Source organism: Sagittula sp. S175, from assembly GCF_049800975.1.
In the GTDB taxonomy this organism is placed as follows: domain Bacteria; phylum Pseudomonadota; class Alphaproteobacteria; order Rhodobacterales; family Rhodobacteraceae; genus Sagittula.
On record NZ_JBNAGB010000004.1, the window covers coordinates 243,433 to 263,003 of the forward strand.

Annotated in this window: 18 protein-coding genes and 1 tRNA gene; 11 read left to right on the forward strand and 8 right to left on the reverse strand. The window is 64.8% G+C overall.

The features are described 5' to 3' along the window. Positions 1-6: 6 nt before the first annotated feature. The 4 genes from ACP16H_RS07545 to ACP16H_RS07560 are packed head-to-tail and all read right to left on the reverse strand — an operon-like array spanning position 7 to position 4,338. The gene (locus ACP16H_RS07545) at positions 7-966 is read right to left on the reverse strand and encodes a glycosyltransferase (RefSeq protein WP_425071655.1); all 960 of its coding nucleotides are present in this window, start codon (positions 964-966) and stop codon (positions 7-9) included. Next, positions 963-2,213, reverse strand: coding sequence for a glycosyltransferase (locus ACP16H_RS07550; RefSeq protein ID WP_425071656.1), 1,251 nt, complete (start codon positions 2,211-2,213; stop codon positions 963-965). The genes ACP16H_RS07545 and ACP16H_RS07550 overlap by 4 nt, the downstream gene beginning before the upstream one ends. Then, positions 2,210-3,193 carry an NAD-dependent epimerase/dehydratase family protein gene (locus ACP16H_RS07555; protein WP_425071657.1) on the reverse strand — a complete coding sequence of 328 codons (984 nt, stop codon included), beginning with the start codon at positions 3,191-3,193 and terminating at the stop codon, positions 2,210-2,212. Before ACP16H_RS07555 ends, ACP16H_RS07550 begins: the two co-directional genes overlap by 4 nt. Next, positions 3,181-4,338 (reverse strand): Gfo/Idh/MocA family protein, encoded by a 1,158-nt coding sequence (locus tag ACP16H_RS07560; protein ID WP_425071658.1) that lies wholly within the window; start codon positions 4,336-4,338, stop codon positions 3,181-3,183. Before ACP16H_RS07560 ends, ACP16H_RS07555 begins: the two co-directional genes overlap by 13 nt. Positions 4,339-4,527: 189 nt before the next feature. On the opposite strand from ACP16H_RS07560, the gene ACP16H_RS07565 reads away from it, so the two are divergent. Continuing rightward, positions 4,528-5,292: a WecB/TagA/CpsF family glycosyltransferase gene (locus ACP16H_RS07565; RefSeq protein ID WP_425071659.1), complete on the forward strand. Its 765-nt coding sequence runs from the start codon at positions 4,528-4,530 to the stop codon at positions 5,290-5,292. Positions 5,293-5,308: 16 nt separating this feature from the next. On the opposite strand, the gene ACP16H_RS07570 is transcribed toward ACP16H_RS07565, so the two are convergent. Together ACP16H_RS07570 and ACP16H_RS07575 are read right to left on the reverse strand one after the other, a co-directional pair. Next, positions 5,309-5,788, reverse strand: coding sequence for a YqhA family protein (locus tag ACP16H_RS07570; RefSeq protein ID WP_425071660.1), 480 nt, complete (start codon positions 5,786-5,788; stop codon positions 5,309-5,311). A gap of 60 nt (positions 5,789-5,848) precedes the next feature. Next, complete coding sequence (locus tag ACP16H_RS07575; protein WP_425071715.1) at positions 5,849-7,024, reverse strand: acetyl-CoA C-acyltransferase family protein; 1,176 nt, start codon at positions 7,022-7,024, stop codon at positions 5,849-5,851. 105 nt (positions 7,025-7,129) lie between these two features. Here ACP16H_RS07575 and ACP16H_RS07580 point away from each other — a divergent pair, with 105 nt between their 5' ends. Next, complete coding sequence (locus ACP16H_RS07580; RefSeq protein WP_425071661.1) at positions 7,130-8,083, forward strand: PLP-dependent cysteine synthase family protein; 954 nt, start codon at positions 7,130-7,132, stop codon at positions 8,081-8,083. Positions 8,084-8,090: 7 nt separating this feature from the next. Then, on the forward strand, positions 8,091-8,795 hold the full coding sequence (locus ACP16H_RS07585) for a DUF4336 domain-containing protein (protein ID WP_425071662.1): 705 nt from the start codon (positions 8,091-8,093) through the stop codon (positions 8,793-8,795). 326 nt (positions 8,796-9,121) lie between these two features. Here the strand turns inward: ACP16H_RS07585 and ACP16H_RS07590 are convergent, their stop codons facing one another. Further along, complete coding sequence (locus tag ACP16H_RS07590; protein ID WP_425071663.1) at positions 9,122-10,474, reverse strand: mechanosensitive ion channel family protein; 1,353 nt, start codon at positions 10,472-10,474, stop codon at positions 9,122-9,124. A 290-nt stretch (positions 10,475-10,764) separates the two neighbouring features. Here ACP16H_RS07590 and leuC point away from each other — a divergent pair, with 290 nt between their 5' ends. From leuC to ACP16H_RS07610, 4 genes are all read left to right on the forward strand, one after another. Beyond that, positions 10,765-12,180, forward strand: a complete 1,416-nt coding sequence (gene leuC / locus ACP16H_RS07595) for a 3-isopropylmalate dehydratase large subunit (protein ID WP_425071664.1) — start codon at positions 10,765-10,767, stop codon at positions 12,178-12,180. 174 nt (positions 12,181-12,354) lie between these two features. Continuing rightward, on the forward strand, positions 12,355-12,960 hold the full coding sequence (gene leuD, locus ACP16H_RS07600; protein ID WP_425071665.1) for a 3-isopropylmalate dehydratase small subunit: 606 nt from the start codon (positions 12,355-12,357) through the stop codon (positions 12,958-12,960). Between the two features lie 511 nt (positions 12,961-13,471). Further along, positions 13,472-14,290, forward strand: a complete 819-nt coding sequence (locus ACP16H_RS07605) for a hypothetical protein (protein WP_425071716.1) — start codon at positions 13,472-13,474, stop codon at positions 14,288-14,290. Positions 14,291-14,310: 20 nt separating this feature from the next. Further along, the gene (locus tag ACP16H_RS07610) at positions 14,311-15,288 is read left to right on the forward strand and encodes an endonuclease/exonuclease/phosphatase family protein (protein WP_425071666.1); all 978 of its coding nucleotides are present in this window, start codon (positions 14,311-14,313) and stop codon (positions 15,286-15,288) included. Here the strand turns inward: ACP16H_RS07610 and ACP16H_RS07615 are convergent. After that, positions 15,170-15,979 carry an NmrA family NAD(P)-binding protein gene (locus tag ACP16H_RS07615; protein WP_425071667.1) on the reverse strand — a complete coding sequence of 270 codons (810 nt, stop codon included), beginning with the start codon at positions 15,977-15,979 and terminating at the stop codon, positions 15,170-15,172. The genes ACP16H_RS07610 and ACP16H_RS07615 overlap by 119 nt on opposite strands. 207 nt (positions 15,980-16,186) lie before the next feature. Between ACP16H_RS07615 and ACP16H_RS07620 the strand changes: the two genes are divergently transcribed. The 4 genes from ACP16H_RS07620 (at position 16,187) to ACP16H_RS07635 (ending at position 19,503) form a co-directional block, all read left to right on the forward strand. Then, complete coding sequence (locus ACP16H_RS07620; RefSeq protein WP_425071668.1) at positions 16,187-17,083, forward strand: LysR family transcriptional regulator; 897 nt, start codon at positions 16,187-16,189, stop codon at positions 17,081-17,083. A gap of 55 nt (positions 17,084-17,138) precedes the next feature. Next, complete coding sequence (gene leuB / locus ACP16H_RS07625) at positions 17,139-18,245, forward strand: 3-isopropylmalate dehydrogenase (protein ID WP_425071669.1); 1,107 nt, start codon at positions 17,139-17,141, stop codon at positions 18,243-18,245. Positions 18,246-18,364: 119 nt separating this feature from the next. Next, positions 18,365-19,351, forward strand: coding sequence for a DMT family transporter (locus ACP16H_RS07630; protein WP_425071670.1), 987 nt, complete (start codon positions 18,365-18,367; stop codon positions 19,349-19,351). A gap of 75 nt (positions 19,352-19,426) precedes the next feature. Further along, a tRNA-Pro gene (locus tag ACP16H_RS07635) sits at positions 19,427-19,503 on the forward strand. Positions 19,504-19,571 lie beyond the last annotated feature (68 nt).

Sequence of the window (19,571 nt, forward strand, 5' to 3'; positions counted from 1 at the left end):
TGGGCCTCATTTGTATTCTATGATCCGCATTTCGGCGCCGCTCAGACGCCGGGCGTGGTAGCGCAACATGCCGATCAGGTTCGGGAATTTGGACAGGGCGATAAGGGCGGCGTGGGGCCAGGCCTCGGACCAGCGCATACCGCCGCGTCGCAGACCCTGCACCGTGCGCAGGTAATTCAGCAGGTAGATCAACAGGATGAACGCCGTCAGCCAGAGTTGCGTGACAAATCCCGCCAGCGCGATCAGCGGCAGGACCAGCGCGTAGGTCCAGACCCGCATGCGTTCGCGTGCAAAGTATTCCGGGTGCAGATGCCCCACCTGGGCAAAGCCGTGGCCGCTGCGGATGGCGCGTTGCCACCATTGGCCAAAGCGGGTCATGGCGGCGTCGTGGCGGGTCATTTCCTCGGGGATGCGGTGCAGCAGCCAGCCCGCCTTGCGAAAGCGGACGCAGATTTCCTCGTCCTCGGAGGCGATGACGATGGGGTTCATGCCGCCGACGGCGCGCCAGAGCGGCGCGCGCACCATCATGTCGCCGCCGCAGGCCAGGATCGTCCCGGCGGGGCGGCGCCATTCCCAGTCGCACAGCTGGTTGTACAGGCTCACGTCGCGGTGGATTTCCGACCGCCAGCCGGTGACCATGCCGACTTTGGGGTTGTCGTCGAGGAAGGCCGCCGCCTTGTCGAGGTAGCCGGGCACCAGCGCGCAGTCGCCGTCGATGAACTGCACGTATTCCGGTGCGTCGAGCGCGTCGAACCCGGCATTGCGGGCGCGGGCTGCGGTGAAGGGCGTGGACATGTCGAGGTTGACGACCTTGGCCCCGGCGGCGCGGGCGGCGGCGACGCTGTCGTCGGTGGACCCGGAATCGACATACACAACCTGTCGCGCCAATTCGGCGACAGAGGCCAAGGCGGCCTTCAGGCGGTGTCCTTCGTTGCGTCCTATCAGGACGACGTCGACGGGGGTCATTGGGGGGGCTCCGACAGGGGTGTTGGGCGCTTTGGGGGTGTTTCCCCGCGCGCATAGGCGGTGAACAGGGTCGAGAGGCGCGCGGCCTCGGTCTGGATGGCGAAGTCGGCGGCGACGATGGCGCGGCCCGCTTGCCCCATGGCGCGGCGCCTGTCGGGGTCAGCGAGCGTTTCGGCGATGGCGGCGGCCAGCGCGTCCGGGTCGCCGGGGGGCACCAGCGTTCCGGCCGCGGGGCTAACCAGTTCCGGCACACCAGCGATGCGCGTGGTCACGACCGGCACGCCGGAGGCCAAGGCCTCCATCAGCACCACGGGCACACCCTCGGCAAAGGAGGGCAGGACAAAGAGGTCGGTCTGTGCCAGTGCCTCGGCCACTTCGGACTGGCTGCGATAGCCCATGAAGGTCACGCAATGGTGCAGGTCCAACTGGCGGGCGTAGGCGTCGATGGCGGCGCGCTCGGGCCCGTCGCCGATCAGGGTCAGGCGCAGGTCGGGGTGGTCGGGCTTCAGCGCGGCAAGGGCGCGCAGCAGGACGGGCACGCCCTTTACCCCTGCCAGCCGCCCGACGAACAGCATGTTCTGCCCGTCATGCGGCGCAGGCCTGTAGCGCCCCGGATCGACGCCGCAATGGATGACGTGGAAGCGGTCCCAGTGGATCTGATTGCTGAAACACATCAGCTGCGAGCGGGCAAAGTCGCTGATGCAGGCGACGAACCGCGCGCGTGCGGCCTTTTCGTCGATGCGCCAGTGGTGTGGCTCAAAGAAGATGTCCGGCCCGTGGATGGTAAAGCTATAGGGGATGCCCGACAGTTCCGAGGCCAGCATGGCCACGGTACAGGATGCCTTGGCGATGTGGTTGTGCAGGTGGCCGATGCCCCGGTCCGCAAGATGGGCGGCCAGCACCCCGGCCTCGGCAAAGTAGATCAGGTTGTAGAGACGGCCCTTGATCCCTTTCGGCGCGGTGGTCCACGCCAGTTTCAGCGCCTTCAGGTAACGCCGGGGCTTGCGCATCCAGCGCAGGTGCGCCGACAGCAGGCGCGGACCCTTGCAGGCGTCCAGCACCTTGAAGGTGCGGGCGTGTTCCTCGCGCTGTTCCGGGCCGACGAGGTGCTCGGCCCCGGTGGTGCGGATCGAACAGGTTTCGACCTGATGACCCAATGTGCGCAGGGCGGCGACCTCGCGCTGGATGAAGGTGTCCGAGGCGCGCGGGTATTCCCCGGTGAGGTAGGCGAGTTTCGGCAGGCTCATCCCTTGCCCTCCTTCGTGCGGGCCATCATGCCCTCGAAGGTGTCGATGTCCTGCCCGCCAAGTGCGTGGCGCAGGCGGGTGTTGGGGTAATGCAACGGCATCATCCGCGCCCGCAGGATCGGCTCGCGGAAGAGGCCGGGGAGGTGTTTGGCGATAGGCCTCAGCAGCCGGGCGAGGGTGGCCCATGTGCTATAGGGCACGGTCAGGTTCAGGCGCGGCCAGCCGTAGACGCGCCTGTGCGCGCGCAGGAAACGGGCGCGGGTCGGGCGGTCGTCGTCAAAGACGTTGAGTATGGCGATGCCGTCGGTGGGCGTGCGCGCGGCCTCGACCGCGGCGCGGGCCACGTGGTCGACATGGGCGAGGGGCAACTCGCCTTTTGAGCCGATGGTGACGAAGAGTTTCGACGCCCAGAAGCCTTGCAGCGCGTGCCAGCTGCGAGTCGGCCCCCAGATCGCGCCGGGGCGCAGGATCCATGCGTCCTCGCGGTCGGCCTGTTGGAACATCTCCTCCTGCAGGCGCTTGGCCCCGGCGTAGGGATCGCGGGCGGTTTTCAGCGAGCCATCGGGCAAGGGGATCAGCGGGGTCGATTCGGTCATCGTCCCGCCGGGGGCGAGCCTGTCAGTGTCGTAGACGGACAGGGACGAGATCAGGACGAGGCGTGGATCGCGCGTGGTCCAGACGTCGAAGATGGTCTCGCTGGCGGTCAGCGTGTCGCGGGCCAGCCGCGCCGGATCGTCGCCCATGTGGGCGGCGGCATGGATCAGCGCGGCGTCCTCCGGGAGGGCGTTTGCGAGGGTTGTCGCGGCGTCTGGGGCGGTCAGGTCGAGTTGCAGGTGGGTGATGCCGGGGTCCTTTGACCATTCGGGCAGCGGCGCGGAGCGGGTCACGGCCAGCACGGGCAGGCCGTGCCGCCGCGCCTCGGCCACGCAGGCCCGGCCAAGAAAGCCGTTCGCGCCGGTTATGGCGATCAGCTGGCCCATGGCATCGGCTCCATAGGTTCACAGGTGGTTGTCATGCGCTGCGCGCCCGTGGTTTCGCCCGCGTTCTGGATGGCCAGCGTGACCTCTGTCAGGTGCAGGGCCATGTCGTTGGACATGCGCGGCGGGCGGTTTTCGCGCAGGGCGTCCAGCACTTCGGCAGGGCCGAGCATGAAGTTCATCGCCGCCGCACCCCAGCGTTTGACCTTTGGATGTGTTGGTTGGGCGAGGCGCAGGCGCTTCGGGAACGGGTGTTCCATCAGGCGGCGGCGCAGGTTCAGGCGGCGGGCAAAGCGCACCTTTGCCCCGTTGTCCCAAGCGGCGTCGCAGGACAGCACGCCCTTGTCCCCCACGATGCGGATGGTGTGGTTGTGCGGCGCGGTGATGGAGCAGGTCAGGCGCGTCACCGGCCCGTTCTCGAAATAGAGAACGGCCACGGACAGGTCGGGGGCGAAGGGGCCGGTGCCCTCCTTGTTCGGGATGGTCTCGGCGCTGGCGGCAACCACGGTGCGGACCGGGCCGAACCACGCCATCAGCCATGTCAGGTAGTAGCCCGCGTGTTCCAGCGTGCAACCGACGCGGAATTCGTCCTGATACGGCCAGGGCGCGCCCGATTCCGAGACCCATTTGTGGTAGGCCGCCTGCGGGACGAATCCGTCGTCGAGTTCCGCGTAGATCGCGCGGGGCGTCCCGGCGATGCCGTGACGCAAGGCGTGGCCCAGCGTCTGGGCCGCCTCGCCCAAGGCGGAACAGGGGGCAGAAGCCAGCGTCAGCCCCCGCTCGGTGGCCAGCGCGTGCAGGGTCTTGGCGTCCTCCAGCGTGGTGGCAAGGGGCTTTTCGGAATAGACGGGGTGCCCAGCCTTCAGGCAGGCCTGCGACGTTGTGAAATGGGCATGCGGGTTGGTGAGGTTCAGCACCAGCGCGCCGGGCGCTGCGGCCAGAAGCGCTTCGAAGGACTCACAGGCCGGGTAGCCCCAATGGGTGCAGAACTGCGTCAGCCGCGCGCTGTCGATGTCGTAGACCCCGGCCACCTCGATCCCCGGAAAGGTCTGGAGAGAACGCGCGTATAGATCGGCCACGAACCCGCAGCCGAGCAACAAAACGCGGTCCTTCTGACCGTTCGTCGTGACCTCGTGGACAACCACCATGAACCCCCTTGATCGGTGCCAAGGCATATACAGGAACATGGCGATAATGGGACGATTGCCGCGCATGGGCCGCAGAATGCGGCGCTGCGGCATCACCTGCGCGAATTTTGACGCCGTTGTTGCAGAAACGGCACGGACCTGACGCAGGATAGCGGCTATCAAGGCGGGCGGGGACAAGTGAGGCTGCTGATGGAATTCCGGATCGAAGGCCAGACGATCCATGTGAACGTACCGACCTGGGCCGTGCTCGAAGCGCGGGTGCGGGAACGTTTCGCGCAACGTAAAGGGTTTGCGCTGGCGACGATCAACCTTGACCACCTGGTGAAGCTGCGCGGCGATACGGCTTTTCGGATCGCCTATGCGGCGCAGGATTTCGTGGTGGCGGATGGCAATCCGATTGTCTGGATGTCGAAGCTGGCCGGGCGGCCCGTGTCGTTGATCCCGGGGTCGGAGGCGATCGAGCCGCTGGCCCGCATCGCGGCGGCGCAGGGGGTCAAGGTGGCGCTGTTCGGCGCGTCGGACCCGGTGCTGGCGGCGGCCAAGGACTACCTCGAGCGCGAGATCCGCGATCTGGACGTGGTCTGTACCATCGCGCCGGCCATGGGCTTCGATCCCAAGGGCGAGCTGGCCGAGGCCATGCTGGGCGAGATCGCCGACAGCGGCGCGCGGCTGTGTTTCGTCGCTTTGGGCGCCCCAAAGCAGGAGGTCTTCGCCGCCCATGGCCGCAAGGTCGCCCCCGAGGTCGGTTTCGTCAGCATCGGCGCGGGCCTCGATTTCTTTGCCGGAACCCAGAATCGCGCGCCGAAATGGGTGCGGACATTCGCGCTGGAATGGCTGTGGCGGGCGCTGTCGAACCCGAAACGGCTGGGGCCGCGCTATGCGAAATGCATTGCCATCCTGCCCTCTGAAACGGCCAAGGCGGCGATGATCCGGCTGGGCGACAGCCGCGAGTGACCCGCCGGCACAGGCGCTAGGACTTCTCGGTCTTCCCGGCCTTCACGCTGATGAACCAGGTCAGGGCCGCGATGACTGCAGCGATGCCGACACCCAGCCCCATCAGGTCGCGCGCCCCGTCCCAGGCCACCGCCTGCCCGAGGAAGACGACCGCCAGAACGACGATCACCACCGCGACGAGCTTGTTCTTCAGGTCGTCGAGCGTGCGGATCTTCAGCCAGTCGGGTGTCGGCACCGTGGGGTCGATGAACAGTGAATACAGCCCCACCGAGACGATGTAGAAGACCGTCCCCATCAGGAACAGATCGATGATCTCGATGAATTCCAGCGCCATTTCCTTGGCGCCCTTGCGGGTGACTTCGGCCTTTTCGAACAGGTACCAGACCAGCTTGCCGCCTTCGAGAAAGCCGTAGACCAGCAGGCAGACCGAAGCGACCAGCGCGCCGATTACCGCGATCAGGACCAGGTAGCGGGCACTTCCAAGGACAGGGCGCATGACGGTTTTCCTTTGCGTAGGTCGGGGTCAACCCCGACCTACCTCAGGGGGGACGCGGTTTCAGATGCGCTCGATTGCCACGGCAATGCCCTGACCACCCCCGATGCACATGGTGATGAGCGCGCGGCGGCCATTGATGCGCTCCAGCTCGTATAGTGCCTTGACCGTGACGATGGAGCCGGTCGCGCCGACCGGATGGCCCAGCGCAATGGCGCCGCCGTTGGGGTTCACCTTGGCCGGGTCCAGACCGAGGCCCTTGTTCACCGCCAGCGCCTGCGCGGCAAAGGCCTCGTTGCTTTCGATCACGTCGAAATCGCCGACCGTCAGGCCGGTGCGCGCCAGAAGGGCCTCGACCGCCGGGACCGGGCCGATGCCCATGACCTCGGGACGCACGCCCGCGTGGGCGTAGCCGATCACCCGCGCACGCGGCGTCAGACCGGCGCGCTCGGCGGCCTCGCCCCGCGCCAGCACCAGCGCAGCCGCGCCGTCGTTGATCCCCGAGGCATTGCCCGCCGTGACCGACCCATCCTTGCGGAAAGCCGGACGCAGGCCCGCCAGCGCCTCCAGCGTCGTGGCCTTGGGGTGCTCGTCGACCTTGAACGCCACCGTATCGCGCTTCACCTTCACCTCGACCGGGACGATCTGGCTGTCGAAATACCCCGCCTCGATGGCCGCCGCCGCGCGCCGCTGGCTTTCCAGCGCAAAGGCGTCCTGCTCCTCGCGGGTGACGGAATGCTCGCCCGCGACGTTTTCGGCGGTGATTCCCATGTGGCCGGTGCCGAAGGGGCAGTTCAGCGCGCCCAGCATCATGTCCAGCGTCTTGATATCGCCCATCTTCTGGCCCCACCGCTGGCCTGGCACGATATAGGGCGAGCGCGACATGGCCTCGGCCCCGCCGACCAGCGCGAAGTCCGCATCGCCCAGCGCCAGTGCCTGCACGCCCGACACGATGGCCTGCGCCCCCGACCCGCACAGGCGGTTCACGTTCATCGCCGGAACCGTGTCCGGGATACCGGCCTGCATCGCGGCGACGCGGCTGAGGTACATGTCACGCGGTTCGGTGTTGATGACATGGCCAAAGACCACCGTGCCGATTTGCCCCGGCTCGACCCCGGCGCGTTCCAGCGCGGCCTTGCTGGCAGCGGTCGCCGTGTCGATGGGCGCAACGCCCGACAGCGACCCGCCAAAGGTGCCGATGGCGGTACGTGCGCCGCTCAGAATGACGATATCACCCAGTTCCTGCATGTCTCTCTCCCTATGGTTGGCCGCACTTTGCCCGCTGCGCGACCGACTGTCAGCCGCGACGTGACGTCCCGCCTTTGGCAGGCTATGCCTTGTCCTATGGAAGCGCTCCCGAACATCCTGCACGCCATTGCCGACACGCCCTTGGTCGAGCTGTCCCGCCTCACCGCGCAGCTTGGCCTGCGGGGCCGATTGCTGGCGAAATGCGATTACCTTTTGCCCGGCTTTTCCAAGAAAGACCGCGCCGCGCGGGCGATCATGGAGGCGGCCACCGCCTCGGGTGCCTTGCGGCCCGGTCAGCCGGTGATCGAGCTGACCTCGGGCAACATGGGGACCGGGCTGGCGATTGCCTGTGCCGTGATGGGCCATCCCTTCATCGCGGTGATGAGCGAGGGCAACTCGATGGAGCGCGCCCGGATGATGCGCGCCTTGGGGGCCGAGGTGGCGCTGGTCCCGCAGGCCCCCGGTGGCCGTCCGGGGCAGGTGTCCGGGGCGGACCTTGCACTGGTCGACGATGCGACCCGCCGCCTGACCGCCGAGCGCGGTGCTTTTCGCGCCGATCAATTCGCCCATGCGGGCAACCCCTTGGCGCATGAAACCGGCACCGGGCCGGAGATCTGGGCGCAATCGGGCGGGTCGGTCACCGCCTTCGCGGATTTCGCTGGGTCAGGGGGCACGCTGGGCGGCGTTGCGCGGTTCCTGACGCCCAAAGGGGTGCGGTGCTACGCCGTCGAACCCAAGGGGGCCGAGGCCATTTCGGGCGGCGCGACGGACCACCCCGACCATCCGATCCAGGGTGGCGGCTACCTGATGGCCGACCTCGCCCATCTGTCAGACGTGCCGCTTGCGGGCCATCTGACCGTGACCGGGGACGACGCCCGCGAGGCCGCCCGTCTTCTGGCGCGGAGCGAGGGTATCTTTGGCGGGTTTTCCTCGGGTGCGAACCTCGCCGCCGCGATCCAGTTGCTGAGAGGCCCGGAAGACGGCGGCACTGTCGCCTTTGTCGTCTGTGACAGCGGGCTGAAGTACCTGTCCACGGACTTGTGGGAGTAGAGCCGCCATGCTGGAACCCTTCGGGCCTGATCTCTGGCTCTCGGACGGCCCGGTTGTCACCGGGGCGGCGGGATTCCGGTTTCCGACACGCATGGCCGTCGTGCGCCTGCCGGATGGCGGCGGGCTGTGGGTCTGGTCGCCTGTGGCCCTGACCAACGCCCTGCGCGCCGAAGTGGAGGCCCTCGGTCCCGTCCGCCACATCGTCGCGCCGAACAGCCTGCATCATCTGTTTGTCGCGGCGTGGTCAAAGTTCTGGCCAGAGGCGCAGATCCATGCCGCGCCCGGCTGTCAGGCTTTGGGCGTGGACGCCAGCACACCGTTGTCAGATGTGCCGTGCCCGGCGTGGGCGGGGGTGCTCGACCAGGTTGTGGTGCCGGGGAACCGGATCACCACCGAAGTGGTGTTCTTCCATCGTCCGTCTGCCACGGTTCTTGTCACTGACCTCGTGCAGCAGCTGCCGCGCGATTGGTTTCACGGCTGGCGCAAGCTGGTGGCGCGGCTTGACCTGATGAGCGCGCCCGTGCCGTCGGTGCCGCGAAAGTTCCGGCTGGCCACGACGGACCGCAAGGTGGCAGGGGCGGCGGTGGCGCACATCCTGAAATGGCCCGTTGAACGGCTGGTCATGGCGCATGGGGCGCCGGTGAAGTCCGGGGCAAGAGAGGTGCTGAGCGCAGCATTCGATCGGCTGCGACCGCATATCTCCGAGGCTTGATAAAACGGTTTCAGGATGATTGCGGATGCCACGGGGCGCGAATGCCTGATGGCTGATCCGGTTGCCTTGCCATACCGCGTCGTTCCCTCAGTCCAGTCCGCGCCGATAATACGTGCCCGGAGGGGGGCCTGGCCGCTTGCGGGGACTTACAAACCCGACCAGCCGCGCCAGGCCCTTCCAGAGAGAGTTCCTACCATCCGAGGGCAAACCACGCGGTGCCACCATTGGCCGGGGGCCATCGTCATAGGGACGCAGGGCGGCATCGTGCCAGTTATCATCGGATCGAGACATGCACAGAGCATGGCTCAGAGACCCCTAACGGTCGGTTAATCGACGACTGACTGCATAGAATTGTCACTATTCTGGGAGTCGCCCAGCAGGCGCACTTCGCGTTGTGGGAATGGAATGGAAATCCCGTTCTCCTGAAAGGCGTCCCAGAGCGCCAGGAACACGTTTCCACGGATGTTGGTCAGGCCGCCCGTCGGGTCGGTGATCCAGAATCGCAGGATGTAATCCACCGAGGAATCGCCAAAGCCGACGATATGGCAGACCGGAGGCTTGAAGGTCAGCACCCGGTCCACGCCCTTTGCCGCCTCGATAGCGATCTTGCGCACCTTGTGCGGGTCGTCGTGGTAGGATGTGCCGAAATGGATGTCCAGCCGGACGAAGTCGTTGGAATGCGACCAGTTCACCACCTGCCCGGTGATGAGGTCCTCGTTGGGGATCAGGTACTCCCTGCCGTCCCGCGTCACGACGCTGACATAGCGCGCGCCTAGCGCCTCGATCCAGCCGAAGGTGTCGCCGAGGCTGATGACGTCCCCCGGCTTGATCGACTTGTCCAGCAGGATGATGATGCCTGAAACGAGGTTCGAAACGACCTTTTGCAGGCCGAAACCGAGGCCCACGCCGATCGCCCCCGACAGCACCGCAAGGCCGGTCAGATCGACTCCCACCGACTTCAGCCCGAGGAAGAACGCCGCACCGAACAGCGCCACCTGCAGGACCTTCACCGCAAGCACCTGCATCGACGGGCTGATGTCCTTGTTGCGCTGGATCGACGCCGCCGAAGCCCCTGACGCCAGCCGCGCCAGCGCCATGAGCGTCGCCATGACCACCACGGCCTTCAGCAGCAGCCACAACGAAAACCGCGTGTCGCCCAGCGTGAAGGCAAAGGAATCGAGGAAGGCCCGCGCCTCGTCATGCCAGCCGAGGATCGACAGGGTGGCCCATGTCCACGCACCGTAGCGCACAAGGAACGCCATCGCCGGACTGAGGAACATCCGCGTGGCAAAAGCGATGAACAGCCATGCCGCCGAAAGGTTCGCCAGTATGCGCAGCAGCACCGAGCGCGACCCCCAGGTGACCTCCTTCATCACCAGGTAGACGCACCAGATCAGCAGAACGAACAGGATCATCCGCATGCGCCGCTGCACCACCAGCCCCAGCCGCAAGCGCCATTTCGGCCAGTTGTCGCGCGATCTCAGCCAGTTGCCATACAGCGGAGACAGCGCCAGGGCCCCCAGCCACGCGACGGCGAACACGCCCATGGCGATCAGCAATTGGTACAGGGTCCACTTGCGCGTCACCTCGCGCCATAGCGCGCCGCCCTCGGCCAACAGGAAATCGAGCCCCTGCCGGATCAGGTCCCCGTCGAGGGGGATCGGTGTCACTGGCTCCATGCCGGTCCTTCCATCGTGGTTAATTCATCCTAGGCAAAGCCGCTCTCCGTGCAAGCGTGACGACCCGAGCCAAGCCCTTGATAGACTCACCGGCAACCTGTATCTGCGATGGCATGGAACAGACGCTCGACCTTTGCGACCGCGCCCGGCTGCGCGAACGCTTCTTCGGGGCCACCCACACGGTGCGCGCCTGCCTATCGGTATGAGCTGAGGCGCTTTTGCGCCCGGCGCCGACGCGCCACCCATTCAAGATACCCAAGACACCCATACCCAAAGAACGGGAGAGGACCATGTCCCCCAAGACGCTTTATGACAAGATCTGGGATGCGCACGTCGTATCCGAAGACGCGGACGGCACCTGCCTTCTGTATATCGACCGCCACCTCGTCCACGAAGTGACGTCTCCTCAGGCTTTCGAGGGCCTGCGCATGGCGGGCCGCAAGGTGCGCGCGCCGGAAAAGACCATCGCCGTGCCGGACCACAACGTGCCCACCACCGCGGGCCGCGAAGACCCGAAAAACATGACCGAGGATTCCGCCATCCAGGTCGCCGCGCTCGACAAGAACGCAAAGGATTTCGGCATCCATTACTACCCGGTGACCGACATCCGTCAGGGCATCGTGCACATCGTCGGCCCGGAGCAGGGTTGGACCCTGCCGGGCATGACGGTTGTCTGTGGTGACTCGCATACTGCGACCCACGGCGCCTTCGGCGCGCTGGCGCATGGTATCGGCACCTCCGAGGTGGAGCACGTTCTGGCCACCCAGACGCTGATCCAGAAGAAGTCCAAGAACATGAAGGTCGAGATCACCGGCAAGCTGCGCCCCGGTGTGACCGCCAAGGACATCACCCTCGCCGTGATCGGCCAGACCGGCACCGGCGGCGGCACCGGCTACGTCATCGAGTACTGTGGCGAGGCGATCCGCGACCTGTCGATGGAAGGCCGCATGACCGTCTGTAACATGGCCATCGAAGGCGGCGCACGCGCTGGCCTGATCGCGCCGGACGAGAAGACCTTTGAATACGTCAAAGGCCGCCCGCACGCCCCGAAAGGTGCGCAGTTCGAGGCCGCTCTGGCCTGGTGGAAGACCCTCTTCACCGACGAAGGCGCGCATTTCGACAAGGTCGTGACGCTGAAGGGCGAGGAAATCGAGCCGGTCGTGACCTGGGGCACCTCGCCCGAGGACGTGCTGCCGATCTCCGCGCTGGTGCCCGCGCCCGAGGACTTCAAGGGCGGCAAGGTCGAGGCGGCCAAGCGCTCGCTGGACTACATGGGTCTGACCCCGGGCCAGAAGCTGACCGACATCAAGATCGACACGGTGTTCATCGGCTCCTGCACCAACGGCCGGATCGAGGACCTGCGCGCCGCCGCAGAGATCGTGAAGGGCCAGAAGATCAAGGTGAACCGCGCCATGGTGGTGCCGGGCTCGGGCCTCGTGCGTCTTCAGGCCGAGGAAGAAGGTCTGGACAAGATCTTTACCGATGCCGGTTTCGAATGGCGTCTGGCGGGCTGCTCCATGTGCCTCGCGATGAACCCCGACCAGCTGTCCGAGAACGAGCGCTGCGCGTCCACGTCCAACCGCAACTTCGAAGGCCGTCAGGGGTACAAGGGGCGCACGCACCTCGTGTCGCCTGCCATGGCCGCTGCTGCCGCGCTGACCGGTCACCTGACCGACGTGCGCGAGCTGCTGACCGAGACCGCGTGATCCCGCGCCGGGCGGTGCTTACCGCCCGGTTAATCCTGCTTCCGCAAGGGGTAAAAGCCGAAATGCTGCACTGCGATATGCATGGTTTGTGCATAGTTTCTGCATGGATTGTGCATCCGGGTGCATCGGATCGGCGGACACCACATCTTGCGGCCCGAAATTAGGAGTCTGTTAATGGACAAGTTTACCAAGCTTACCGGGATCGCGGCCCCCATGCCGCTCGTGAACATCGACACGGACATGATCATCCCGAAGATCTTCCTCAAGACGATCAAGCGCTCCGGCCTTGGCGTGAACCTCTTCGACGAGATGCGCTATGACCGTCAGGGCAACGAGATCCCCGATTTCGTCCTGAACCAGCCGCAGTACCGCGAGGCAGAGATCATCGTCGCCGGTGACAACTTCGGCTGCGGCTCGTCGCGTGAACACGCGCCGTGGGCGCTGAAGGATTTCGGCATCAAGTCGGTCATCTCGACCAGCTTCGCCGACATCTTCTACAACAACTGCTTCAAGAACGGCATCCTGCCGATCGTGCTGCCGCAAGAGGCCGTCGATGTGCTGATGAAGGACGCCGAGAAGGGCTCGAACGCGCGCATGATCGTTGATCTGGAAGAGCAGACCGTGTCGACCTCGGACGGCCAGTCGTTCTCCTTCGAGATCGACCCGTTCAAGAAGCATTGCCTGCTGAACGGTCTCGACGACATCGGTCTTTCGCTGGAGAAGGCCCCGGCCATCGACACCTACGAGGGCAAGATGGCGCAGGAGCGTCCCTGGGTCTGACCGCCCGCGAGATTACAGAAAGGCCCGCCACCCCGGCGGGCCTTTTTCGTTCCGTTCCCGGGAGCCGGGAACGCGTTGATATGTCCGCCCCGGTCTAAACTACCCATTAGGGTTAACGCCGCTGGGCATCCGGCGAGTTCGCGCCTGCGTGGCCACAGCGGCCTTGAGGATGGGTGAAAGAACGGGCTAAGGTTAAGAAATTCCGTCGATCTCATGGCGCTGCGCCGCTTGGCATAGATCCGGAAAATACTGCAAGCCCAATATCTTGTAGACCCACACAACCCCGCCGCGTCTGCGCCGCGGAAATGATGCAATCCCGCACCAGTCCAACCGCGAATCCGCCTGAAAACGGTGCGAGGTCTTACCTTGTTGTTGTGGTGCCGCGTGAAAAGGGGCAGAATTTGGGCAAGAATGAGGCAGCCCGTCACAATCGGCGGGATCGAAATGGAACAAGGTCGCGGCATCGTATCGCAACCGTCCGGATCGAAAGGGCAGATCTGTGATATCACGCATGGTGGCGGCTGCGGCGCGCGCTTTTCTTGTGGCTATGCTCATTGCCTTGCCCGCAATGATCCTGCCGAACGTGCGCCCTGACACCACGCAAATCGCTGCGCTTCTGGCGCTTGTCGCTGCCGTGCTGACCTTTGTCGAATACATCTCGGAATACCCCTCGCTGATCGAATTTCGCGATGCCCCGCCGTTCAACCGGATGAGGTTTCTCGCGCTTTTCGTGACCGTCCTTCTGATGTCCCTGATTGCACGCGGTGCGACACATCCGACCCCGGTGACGCTGTCCATCAGCCAGATCGGCCACAGCGTTGGACAGGCTATGGATTTCCCGTTCTCTCCCGTGCGCCTGATGGTGCTGGTTGCACCCGCCGACGCGCCTGCCCCTGCGCTCGACCTGATACGGGCGCTCGCCGGGCTGGCCTATCTGATTTCGCTCTCGACACTGGTGGTTTTCGTGGCCGTCGTGCGTTTGCTCGATTGGCCGATCCGCAAGGGCGCGTTCAATTTCTGGGTCAATCTGCCCCTGTTCGATCCGACCACCGGCGGAGATGTCTTGTACCGTCTGAAACGCGACAGCCATTTTAACGTCGCATTAGGGTTTCTTCTGCCATTCTTGGCACCGGCCGGATTGAAGCTGGCCGAAGCCTGGGGTGCCGCCCCGAACCTGATCGACTTTCAACCGCTTATCTGGACGATGATTGCATGGTCCTTCCTTCCGGCAAGTCTCATCATGCGCGGGGTCGCACTTATGAGGATCGCCGATCTGATCGAGGAAAAGCGCCGTCGCGCTTACGCGCAGGCCGAGTTGCAACTGGCCTGATCCTGGTTCTTTCTTACCTCATGGTCGCCTTTGCCGCGCGGGCCGATGGTCTGCGCGTCGCCACGTGGCATGGCGATTTCAGTCGCAAGGGGCCGGGTCTGCTGTTGCGGGAGCTCGTTGCCGGGGATGTGGATCTGACGCCGATCATTTCGGCCGATCCGGACATCCTGGTGCTGACCGACATCGACTACGATGGGGGACTGGCGGCGCTGGGCGCCATGCAAAAGGGGCTTCGCGAACGGGGCGCGGACCTGAGGCACGCCTTTGCCGTGCGTCCCAATACCGGGTGGCAGACAGGTCTGGACCTCGATGGCGACGGGCGGACTGGCGGACCACGGGATGCGCAGGGGTACGGCTTGTTTTCGGGTCAGGGTGGCGTGGCGGTTCTGTCGCGCTATCCCGTCGCGATGGAAGCGGACTTTTCCCGGCTTCCGTGGGGAGAGGCCCCGGACAGCAACATGATGTCCGGTGACACGGGACAGGATGTTCAGCGCCTGTCCAGTGCTGCGCATTGGGCGCTGCGGGTCGACGGGGCGGATGGCCCTTTTCTTCTGCTGACGTTGGCCGCGACGCCCCCGGTCTTCGATGGGCCGGAGGATCGGAACGGCCGGCGAAACCATGACGAGGTCCTGTTGTGGGGGCATTATCTGGACGGGCGTCTTGGCGCACCTCCGGGCTTGCCCGTTGTTATCGCCGGTAATCTGAATCTGGACCCTGAACGCGGCGAGGGTCTGCACGAAGCCGTGCAAACCCTCTTGGCGCATCCGCGCCTCACCGATCCGCAACCCGGGGTGGAGACTGTTTCGTGGGACAGTACCGGGCCTATGCGGGTCAGCTACGTGTTGCCTGACAAGGCATTCGATGTTCTGGGCGCCGGGGTCATGCCGTCTGAGGGCGACTCCGATCCGGGACGGCATCGGCTGGTCTGGGTCGATCTGTCCCTGCGACCAGCGGCGAGATTGCCCGCGCAATCGCCTCCTTCACCGGGGTCGGGGTGAAATCGGTCGCAACGTGATCAAAGCTGCCACGCGCGAGGTGATGAGGTTTGTTCCAAAGATACCGCATTTCCAGCAAGGAAGCGGCCAGCGGCAGAATCGGTCGCGCGAGCTGAAGCGGCCACCAGGCCATCGGCTTCACCCGAACGTCGCGGCCGAGGGCTTGACCGCAAAGATTTGCCAGCTCGCGGCCAGTCAGGGTGTACCCGGGGAATGCGATGTCACTGGTGCGAGGCAGGGCGGTGCGCCGCTCGGCCAGCATGACAACGGCGCGCGCCATGTCGGGAAGGAATGCCCAGGCGTGCGGAATGTCCGGGTCTCCCGGGTAGGTCAGAACCGACTTGTGCAACGATTTCGCCATGATCCGGTCCAACCAGTTGCCCGAGGCTTCGGTGTCCAGAAAATCTCCTGCGCGGAGGACGATCAGCGGAATACCGGCGCCACGCAATTGGCGCTCCATCTCGACGCGAATGCGGCCCAGCGGATTGCGTGCGGCATGTTCCAGATGCGGGCCGAATGCCTCGGGTGCATCCTCGCCATACACGTAAACGTTGCCTGCCAGGATCACCGTCGCGCCGGAGGCCCTGGCGGCGCAAATGACCTCCTGCGTCTGGCGGGGCACTTGCGCGGCCCAGTCGGGATAGGCGGGGTTCCAACCGTGCACGATCACGTCCTTGCCGCGGGCGGCGGCCATCAGATCGTCCCCCCGCGCAAACAGGCTGACAGACCACCCGGCATTCCAGAATGCCTCTGCGGTATGGCGTCCGAACCGGCCGTTGCCGCCAAGGATCAGAACTTTCCCCGTCATAGCGAAATTCCTCATTGGGTTGCTTTGCCAGATTGCGCCATTCAGAATATTTCAGGAATTGCGAGAATTCGCAGAGGGCGTATTCATATGTGAATGGCTGACTCGCTGTCCAAACTTGACTGGTCTCTGGTGCAGACTTTCCTCGCCGTGGGTGAAACCGGGTCGTTGACCGAAGCGGCGCGCCGTCTGAACATCTCGCAGCCCACCGCCGGACGTCAGATCCGCCAGATCGAGGAGGCCTTGGATGTCAGCCTTTTCCAACGCCAACCGCGCGGTCTGGCACTGACCGAGGCGGGTTCAGCACTGATGCCGCATGCGCGGACCATGGCGGATGCGCTGCACAGGCTGAGCCTGACCGCTGCCGGACGGTCGGAAAAACTTTCCGGTCCGGTCCGCGTGACCGCAAGCGTGTTCAGTGCGTTCCACCATCTGCCGCCGATCCTCGCGCGGTTGCGGACCGAGGAACCTGCAATTTCCATCGATCTCGTGCCCTCGAACCGGTCCGAGAACCTGCTGTATCGCGAGGCGGATATCGCGGTCCGGATGTATCGGACAGAACAGCTTGATATCGTGACGAAATACCTGGGTGAAATGAGGCTGGGGCTGTATGCGTCACAGAGCTACGTGGCGCGGTGCGGACAGCCAGAAAGCATGGATGATTTCTTTGACCATGACGTCATCGGCTACGATCGGTCTGACCTGATCCTTCAGGGCCTGCGCAAAGTGGGCATTCCGGCGCAACGCGATTGGTTTGCCACGCGGACCGACGATCAATGCGTCTACTATGAACTGATGCGCGCTGGCTGTGGGATCGGGTTTGCGCAAACCCATGTGGCGGATGCCGATCCGGGCCTGCGGCGTATCCTGCCGGACGTGCCGATGCCGACCCTGCCCCTTTGGTTGGCGGCGCATGAGGCGGTGCGCCAGACCCCCCGCATCCGCCGCGTCTGGGACGCGCTTGAACACGGGCTGAAGCCCTGTGTTTCTTGACCTTCCGTTGCCCAACGGCTAGGCGATGCGCAATCCACGAACAAAGGACGCCCCCATGAGCAACCCCTCGCTTCTCATCCTGCCCGGTGACGGGATCGGCCCCGAAGTCATGGCCGAAGTGCGCAAGATCATCAGCTGGTACGGTGACAAGCGCGGCTTGGCCTTCGACGTGTCCGAGGACCTCGTCGGCGGTGCGGCCTATGACAAGCACGGCACCCCGCTGCATGACGATACGATGGCCAAGGCGCAGGAAGTGGACGCGGTTCTGCTGGGCGCCGTGGGCGGTCCGAAATACGACGTGCTGGACTTCTCGGTGAAGCCCGAGCGCGGCCTGCTGCGCCTGCGCAAGGAGATGGACCTTTACGCCAACCTGCGCCCGGCGCAGTGCTTTGATGCGCTGGCGGATTTCTCGTCGCTGAAGAAGGACGTGGTGGCCGGTCTCGACATCATGATCATCCGCGAGCTGACTTCGGGCGTCTACTTTGGCGAGCCGCGCGGCATCATCAAGGAAGGCAACGAGCGCGTGGGCATCAACACCCAGCGCTATACCGAGTCCGAGATCGCCCGCGTGGCGCGGTCGGCCTTTGAAATGGCCCGCAAGCGCAACAACAAGGTCTGCTCGATGGAGAAGGCCAACGTGATGGAATCCGGCATCCTGTGGCGCGACGTCGTGCAGGAGATCCACGATGCGGAATATCCGGATGTGGAGCTGTCGCACATGTACGCCGACGCGGGCGCGATGCAGTTGACCCGCTGGCCAAAGCAGTTTGACGTGATCGTCACCGACAACCTCTTTGGCGACCTGCTGTCCGACCTCGCCGCGATGCTGACCGGTTCGCTGGGGATGCTGCCGTCGGCCTCGCTGGGCGCACCGATGGAGAACGGCCGTCCGAAGGCGCTGTACGAGCCGGTGCACGGCTCCGCGCCGGATATCGCGGGTCAGGGCAAGGCCAACCCGATCGCCTGCATCCTGTCTTTCGCAATGGCGCTGCGTTACTCTTTCGATCAGGGTGCCGAAGCGGATCGCCTTGAAAAGGCCGTGGAAAAAGTGCTGGCAGACGGTGTGCGCACTGCTGATCTGTTGGGCGAAGAGGGTGTTTCCCCGGTCTCGACCTCGGAAATGGGCGATGCCGTCGTCGCCGCTCTGGACGCCAGCCTCTAACAGGGGTTAACCAGATTGAAGGGCCGTTCCGGTACTGGGGTGCCGGGGCGGCCCTTTCCATTTGCATCCGCGGGAAACCTCTGGTTCGGTGCGGATGTTTGCGCAATCAGGAAGAGACCATGGGACATAACGCCAAAGGCGCGCTGCTGGCGCTGATCGCATTCGGAATCTACGCAACCCATGACGTGGTGATCAAATATCTCGGTGGGGGATACTCCCCGTTCCAGATCATCTTCTTCTCGACGCTGATGTCCTTCCCTTTAGTCAGTTTCATGCTGATGCGTGATCCGCAGCCCGGGACGCTGCGACCCGTCTACCCGATGTGGACGGTCATTCGCACCACGGCGGCCGTGCTGAACGGCATGTGCGCGTTCTACGCCTTTTCGGTGCTTCCTCTGGCGCAGACCTACGCCATCCTCTTTGCAGCGCCGCTGCTTATCACCATCCTGTCGATTCCCCTGCTGGGGGAGCAGGTCGGCTGGCGTCGTGGCGTCGCGGTTCTGGTCGGTCTGCTGGGCGTTCTGGTCGTGCTGCGCCCCGGGTCCGCGCCGATGTCGTTCGGCCACCTTGCCGCGCTGGGCTCGGCGATCTTTGGGGCGCTTGCATCCATCATCGTGCGCAAGGTCGGGCGCGAAGAACGCGCCGTCGTTCTGTTGCTTTACCCGATGGCGGCGAACTTCGTGGTGGTCGGCGCGCTGATGATCGCCTTCTACAAACCCATGCCGATCATCGACTTTGGAGCGGCCTCGCTGATCTCGATCATGGGGTTCATCGCCGGGCTTTTCCTGATCGGCGCGTACAAGGCCGGGGAGGCCGCCATCGTCGCACCGATGCAGTATTCCCAGATCCTGTGGGCCAGTGCCTACGGGTTTTTTCTGTTCGACGAGACGATTGATACCTTCACCATGATCGGCGCAGGCATCATCATCGCTTCGGGGATCTACATCGTTCTGCGCGAAAGCTCGAAGGGCAGTTCGCAGACCCCCGTGTTGCGCACCCGGTCTCGTGGTTACGGCGCGGCGTTCCGCATCTCGCCGTTCCTGCGTCCGGACGACCGGCGCAAGATGACCAACGCCGGAACCCGGACGGTCGGCGAGAACCAATAGGTAAAATGTTTTGGCGGGAGACGAAAAACGTCTCTTGCCAAAGTCGTGCGGGCGATATATCCCGCGCTCCACGGTCGGAGCGTAGCTCAGCCTGGTAGAGCACTGTCTTCGGGAGGCAGGGGCCGGAGGTTCGAATCCTCTCGCTCCGACCATTTACCAGCACATCATGATGATTTAGCCCTCGCGCGAAAACGCCGACCGTGAGTGTCACGATCGGCGT

Excerpts from the sequence above, each read along its gene's own strand:
- ACP16H_RS07545 (WP_425071655.1), bottom strand. The coding sequence starts at position 966 with ATGACCCCCGTCGACGTCGTCCTGATAGGACGCAACGAAGGACACCGC.
- ACP16H_RS07550 (WP_425071656.1), bottom strand. The coding sequence starts at position 2,213 with ATGAGCCTGCCGAAACTCGCCTACCTCACCGGGGAATACCCGCGCGCC.
- ACP16H_RS07555 (WP_425071657.1), bottom strand. The coding sequence starts at position 3,193 with ATGGGCCAGCTGATCGCCATAACCGGCGCGAACGGCTTTCTTGGCCGG.
- ACP16H_RS07560 (WP_425071658.1), bottom strand. The coding sequence starts at position 4,338 with ATGGTGGTTGTCCACGAGGTCACGACGAACGGTCAGAAGGACCGCGTT.
- ACP16H_RS07565 (WP_425071659.1), top strand. The coding sequence starts at position 4,528 with ATGGAATTCCGGATCGAAGGCCAGACGATCCATGTGAACGTACCGACC.
- ACP16H_RS07570 (WP_425071660.1), bottom strand. The coding sequence starts at position 5,788 with ATGCGCCCTGTCCTTGGAAGTGCCCGCTACCTGGTCCTGATCGCGGTA.
- ACP16H_RS07580 (WP_425071661.1), top strand. The coding sequence starts at position 7,130 with ATGGAAGCGCTCCCGAACATCCTGCACGCCATTGCCGACACGCCCTTG.
- ACP16H_RS07585 (WP_425071662.1), top strand. The coding sequence starts at position 8,091 with ATGCTGGAACCCTTCGGGCCTGATCTCTGGCTCTCGGACGGCCCGGTT.
- ACP16H_RS07590 (WP_425071663.1), bottom strand. The coding sequence starts at position 10,474 with ATGGAGCCAGTGACACCGATCCCCCTCGACGGGGACCTGATCCGGCAG.
- leuC (WP_425071664.1), top strand. The coding sequence starts at position 10,765 with ATGTCCCCCAAGACGCTTTATGACAAGATCTGGGATGCGCACGTCGTA.
- leuD (WP_425071665.1), top strand. The coding sequence starts at position 12,355 with ATGGACAAGTTTACCAAGCTTACCGGGATCGCGGCCCCCATGCCGCTC.
- ACP16H_RS07605 (WP_425071716.1), top strand. The coding sequence starts at position 13,472 with ATGGTGGCGGCTGCGGCGCGCGCTTTTCTTGTGGCTATGCTCATTGCC.
- ACP16H_RS07610 (WP_425071666.1), top strand. The coding sequence starts at position 14,311 with ATGGTCGCCTTTGCCGCGCGGGCCGATGGTCTGCGCGTCGCCACGTGG.
- ACP16H_RS07615 (WP_425071667.1), bottom strand. The coding sequence starts at position 15,979 with ATGGCCGCCGCCCGCGGCAAGGACGTGATCGTGCACGGTTGGAACCCC.
- ACP16H_RS07620 (WP_425071668.1), top strand. The coding sequence starts at position 16,187 with ATGGCTGACTCGCTGTCCAAACTTGACTGGTCTCTGGTGCAGACTTTC.
- leuB (WP_425071669.1), top strand. The coding sequence starts at position 17,139 with ATGAGCAACCCCTCGCTTCTCATCCTGCCCGGTGACGGGATCGGCCCC.
- ACP16H_RS07630 (WP_425071670.1), top strand. The coding sequence starts at position 18,365 with ATGGGACATAACGCCAAAGGCGCGCTGCTGGCGCTGATCGCATTCGGA.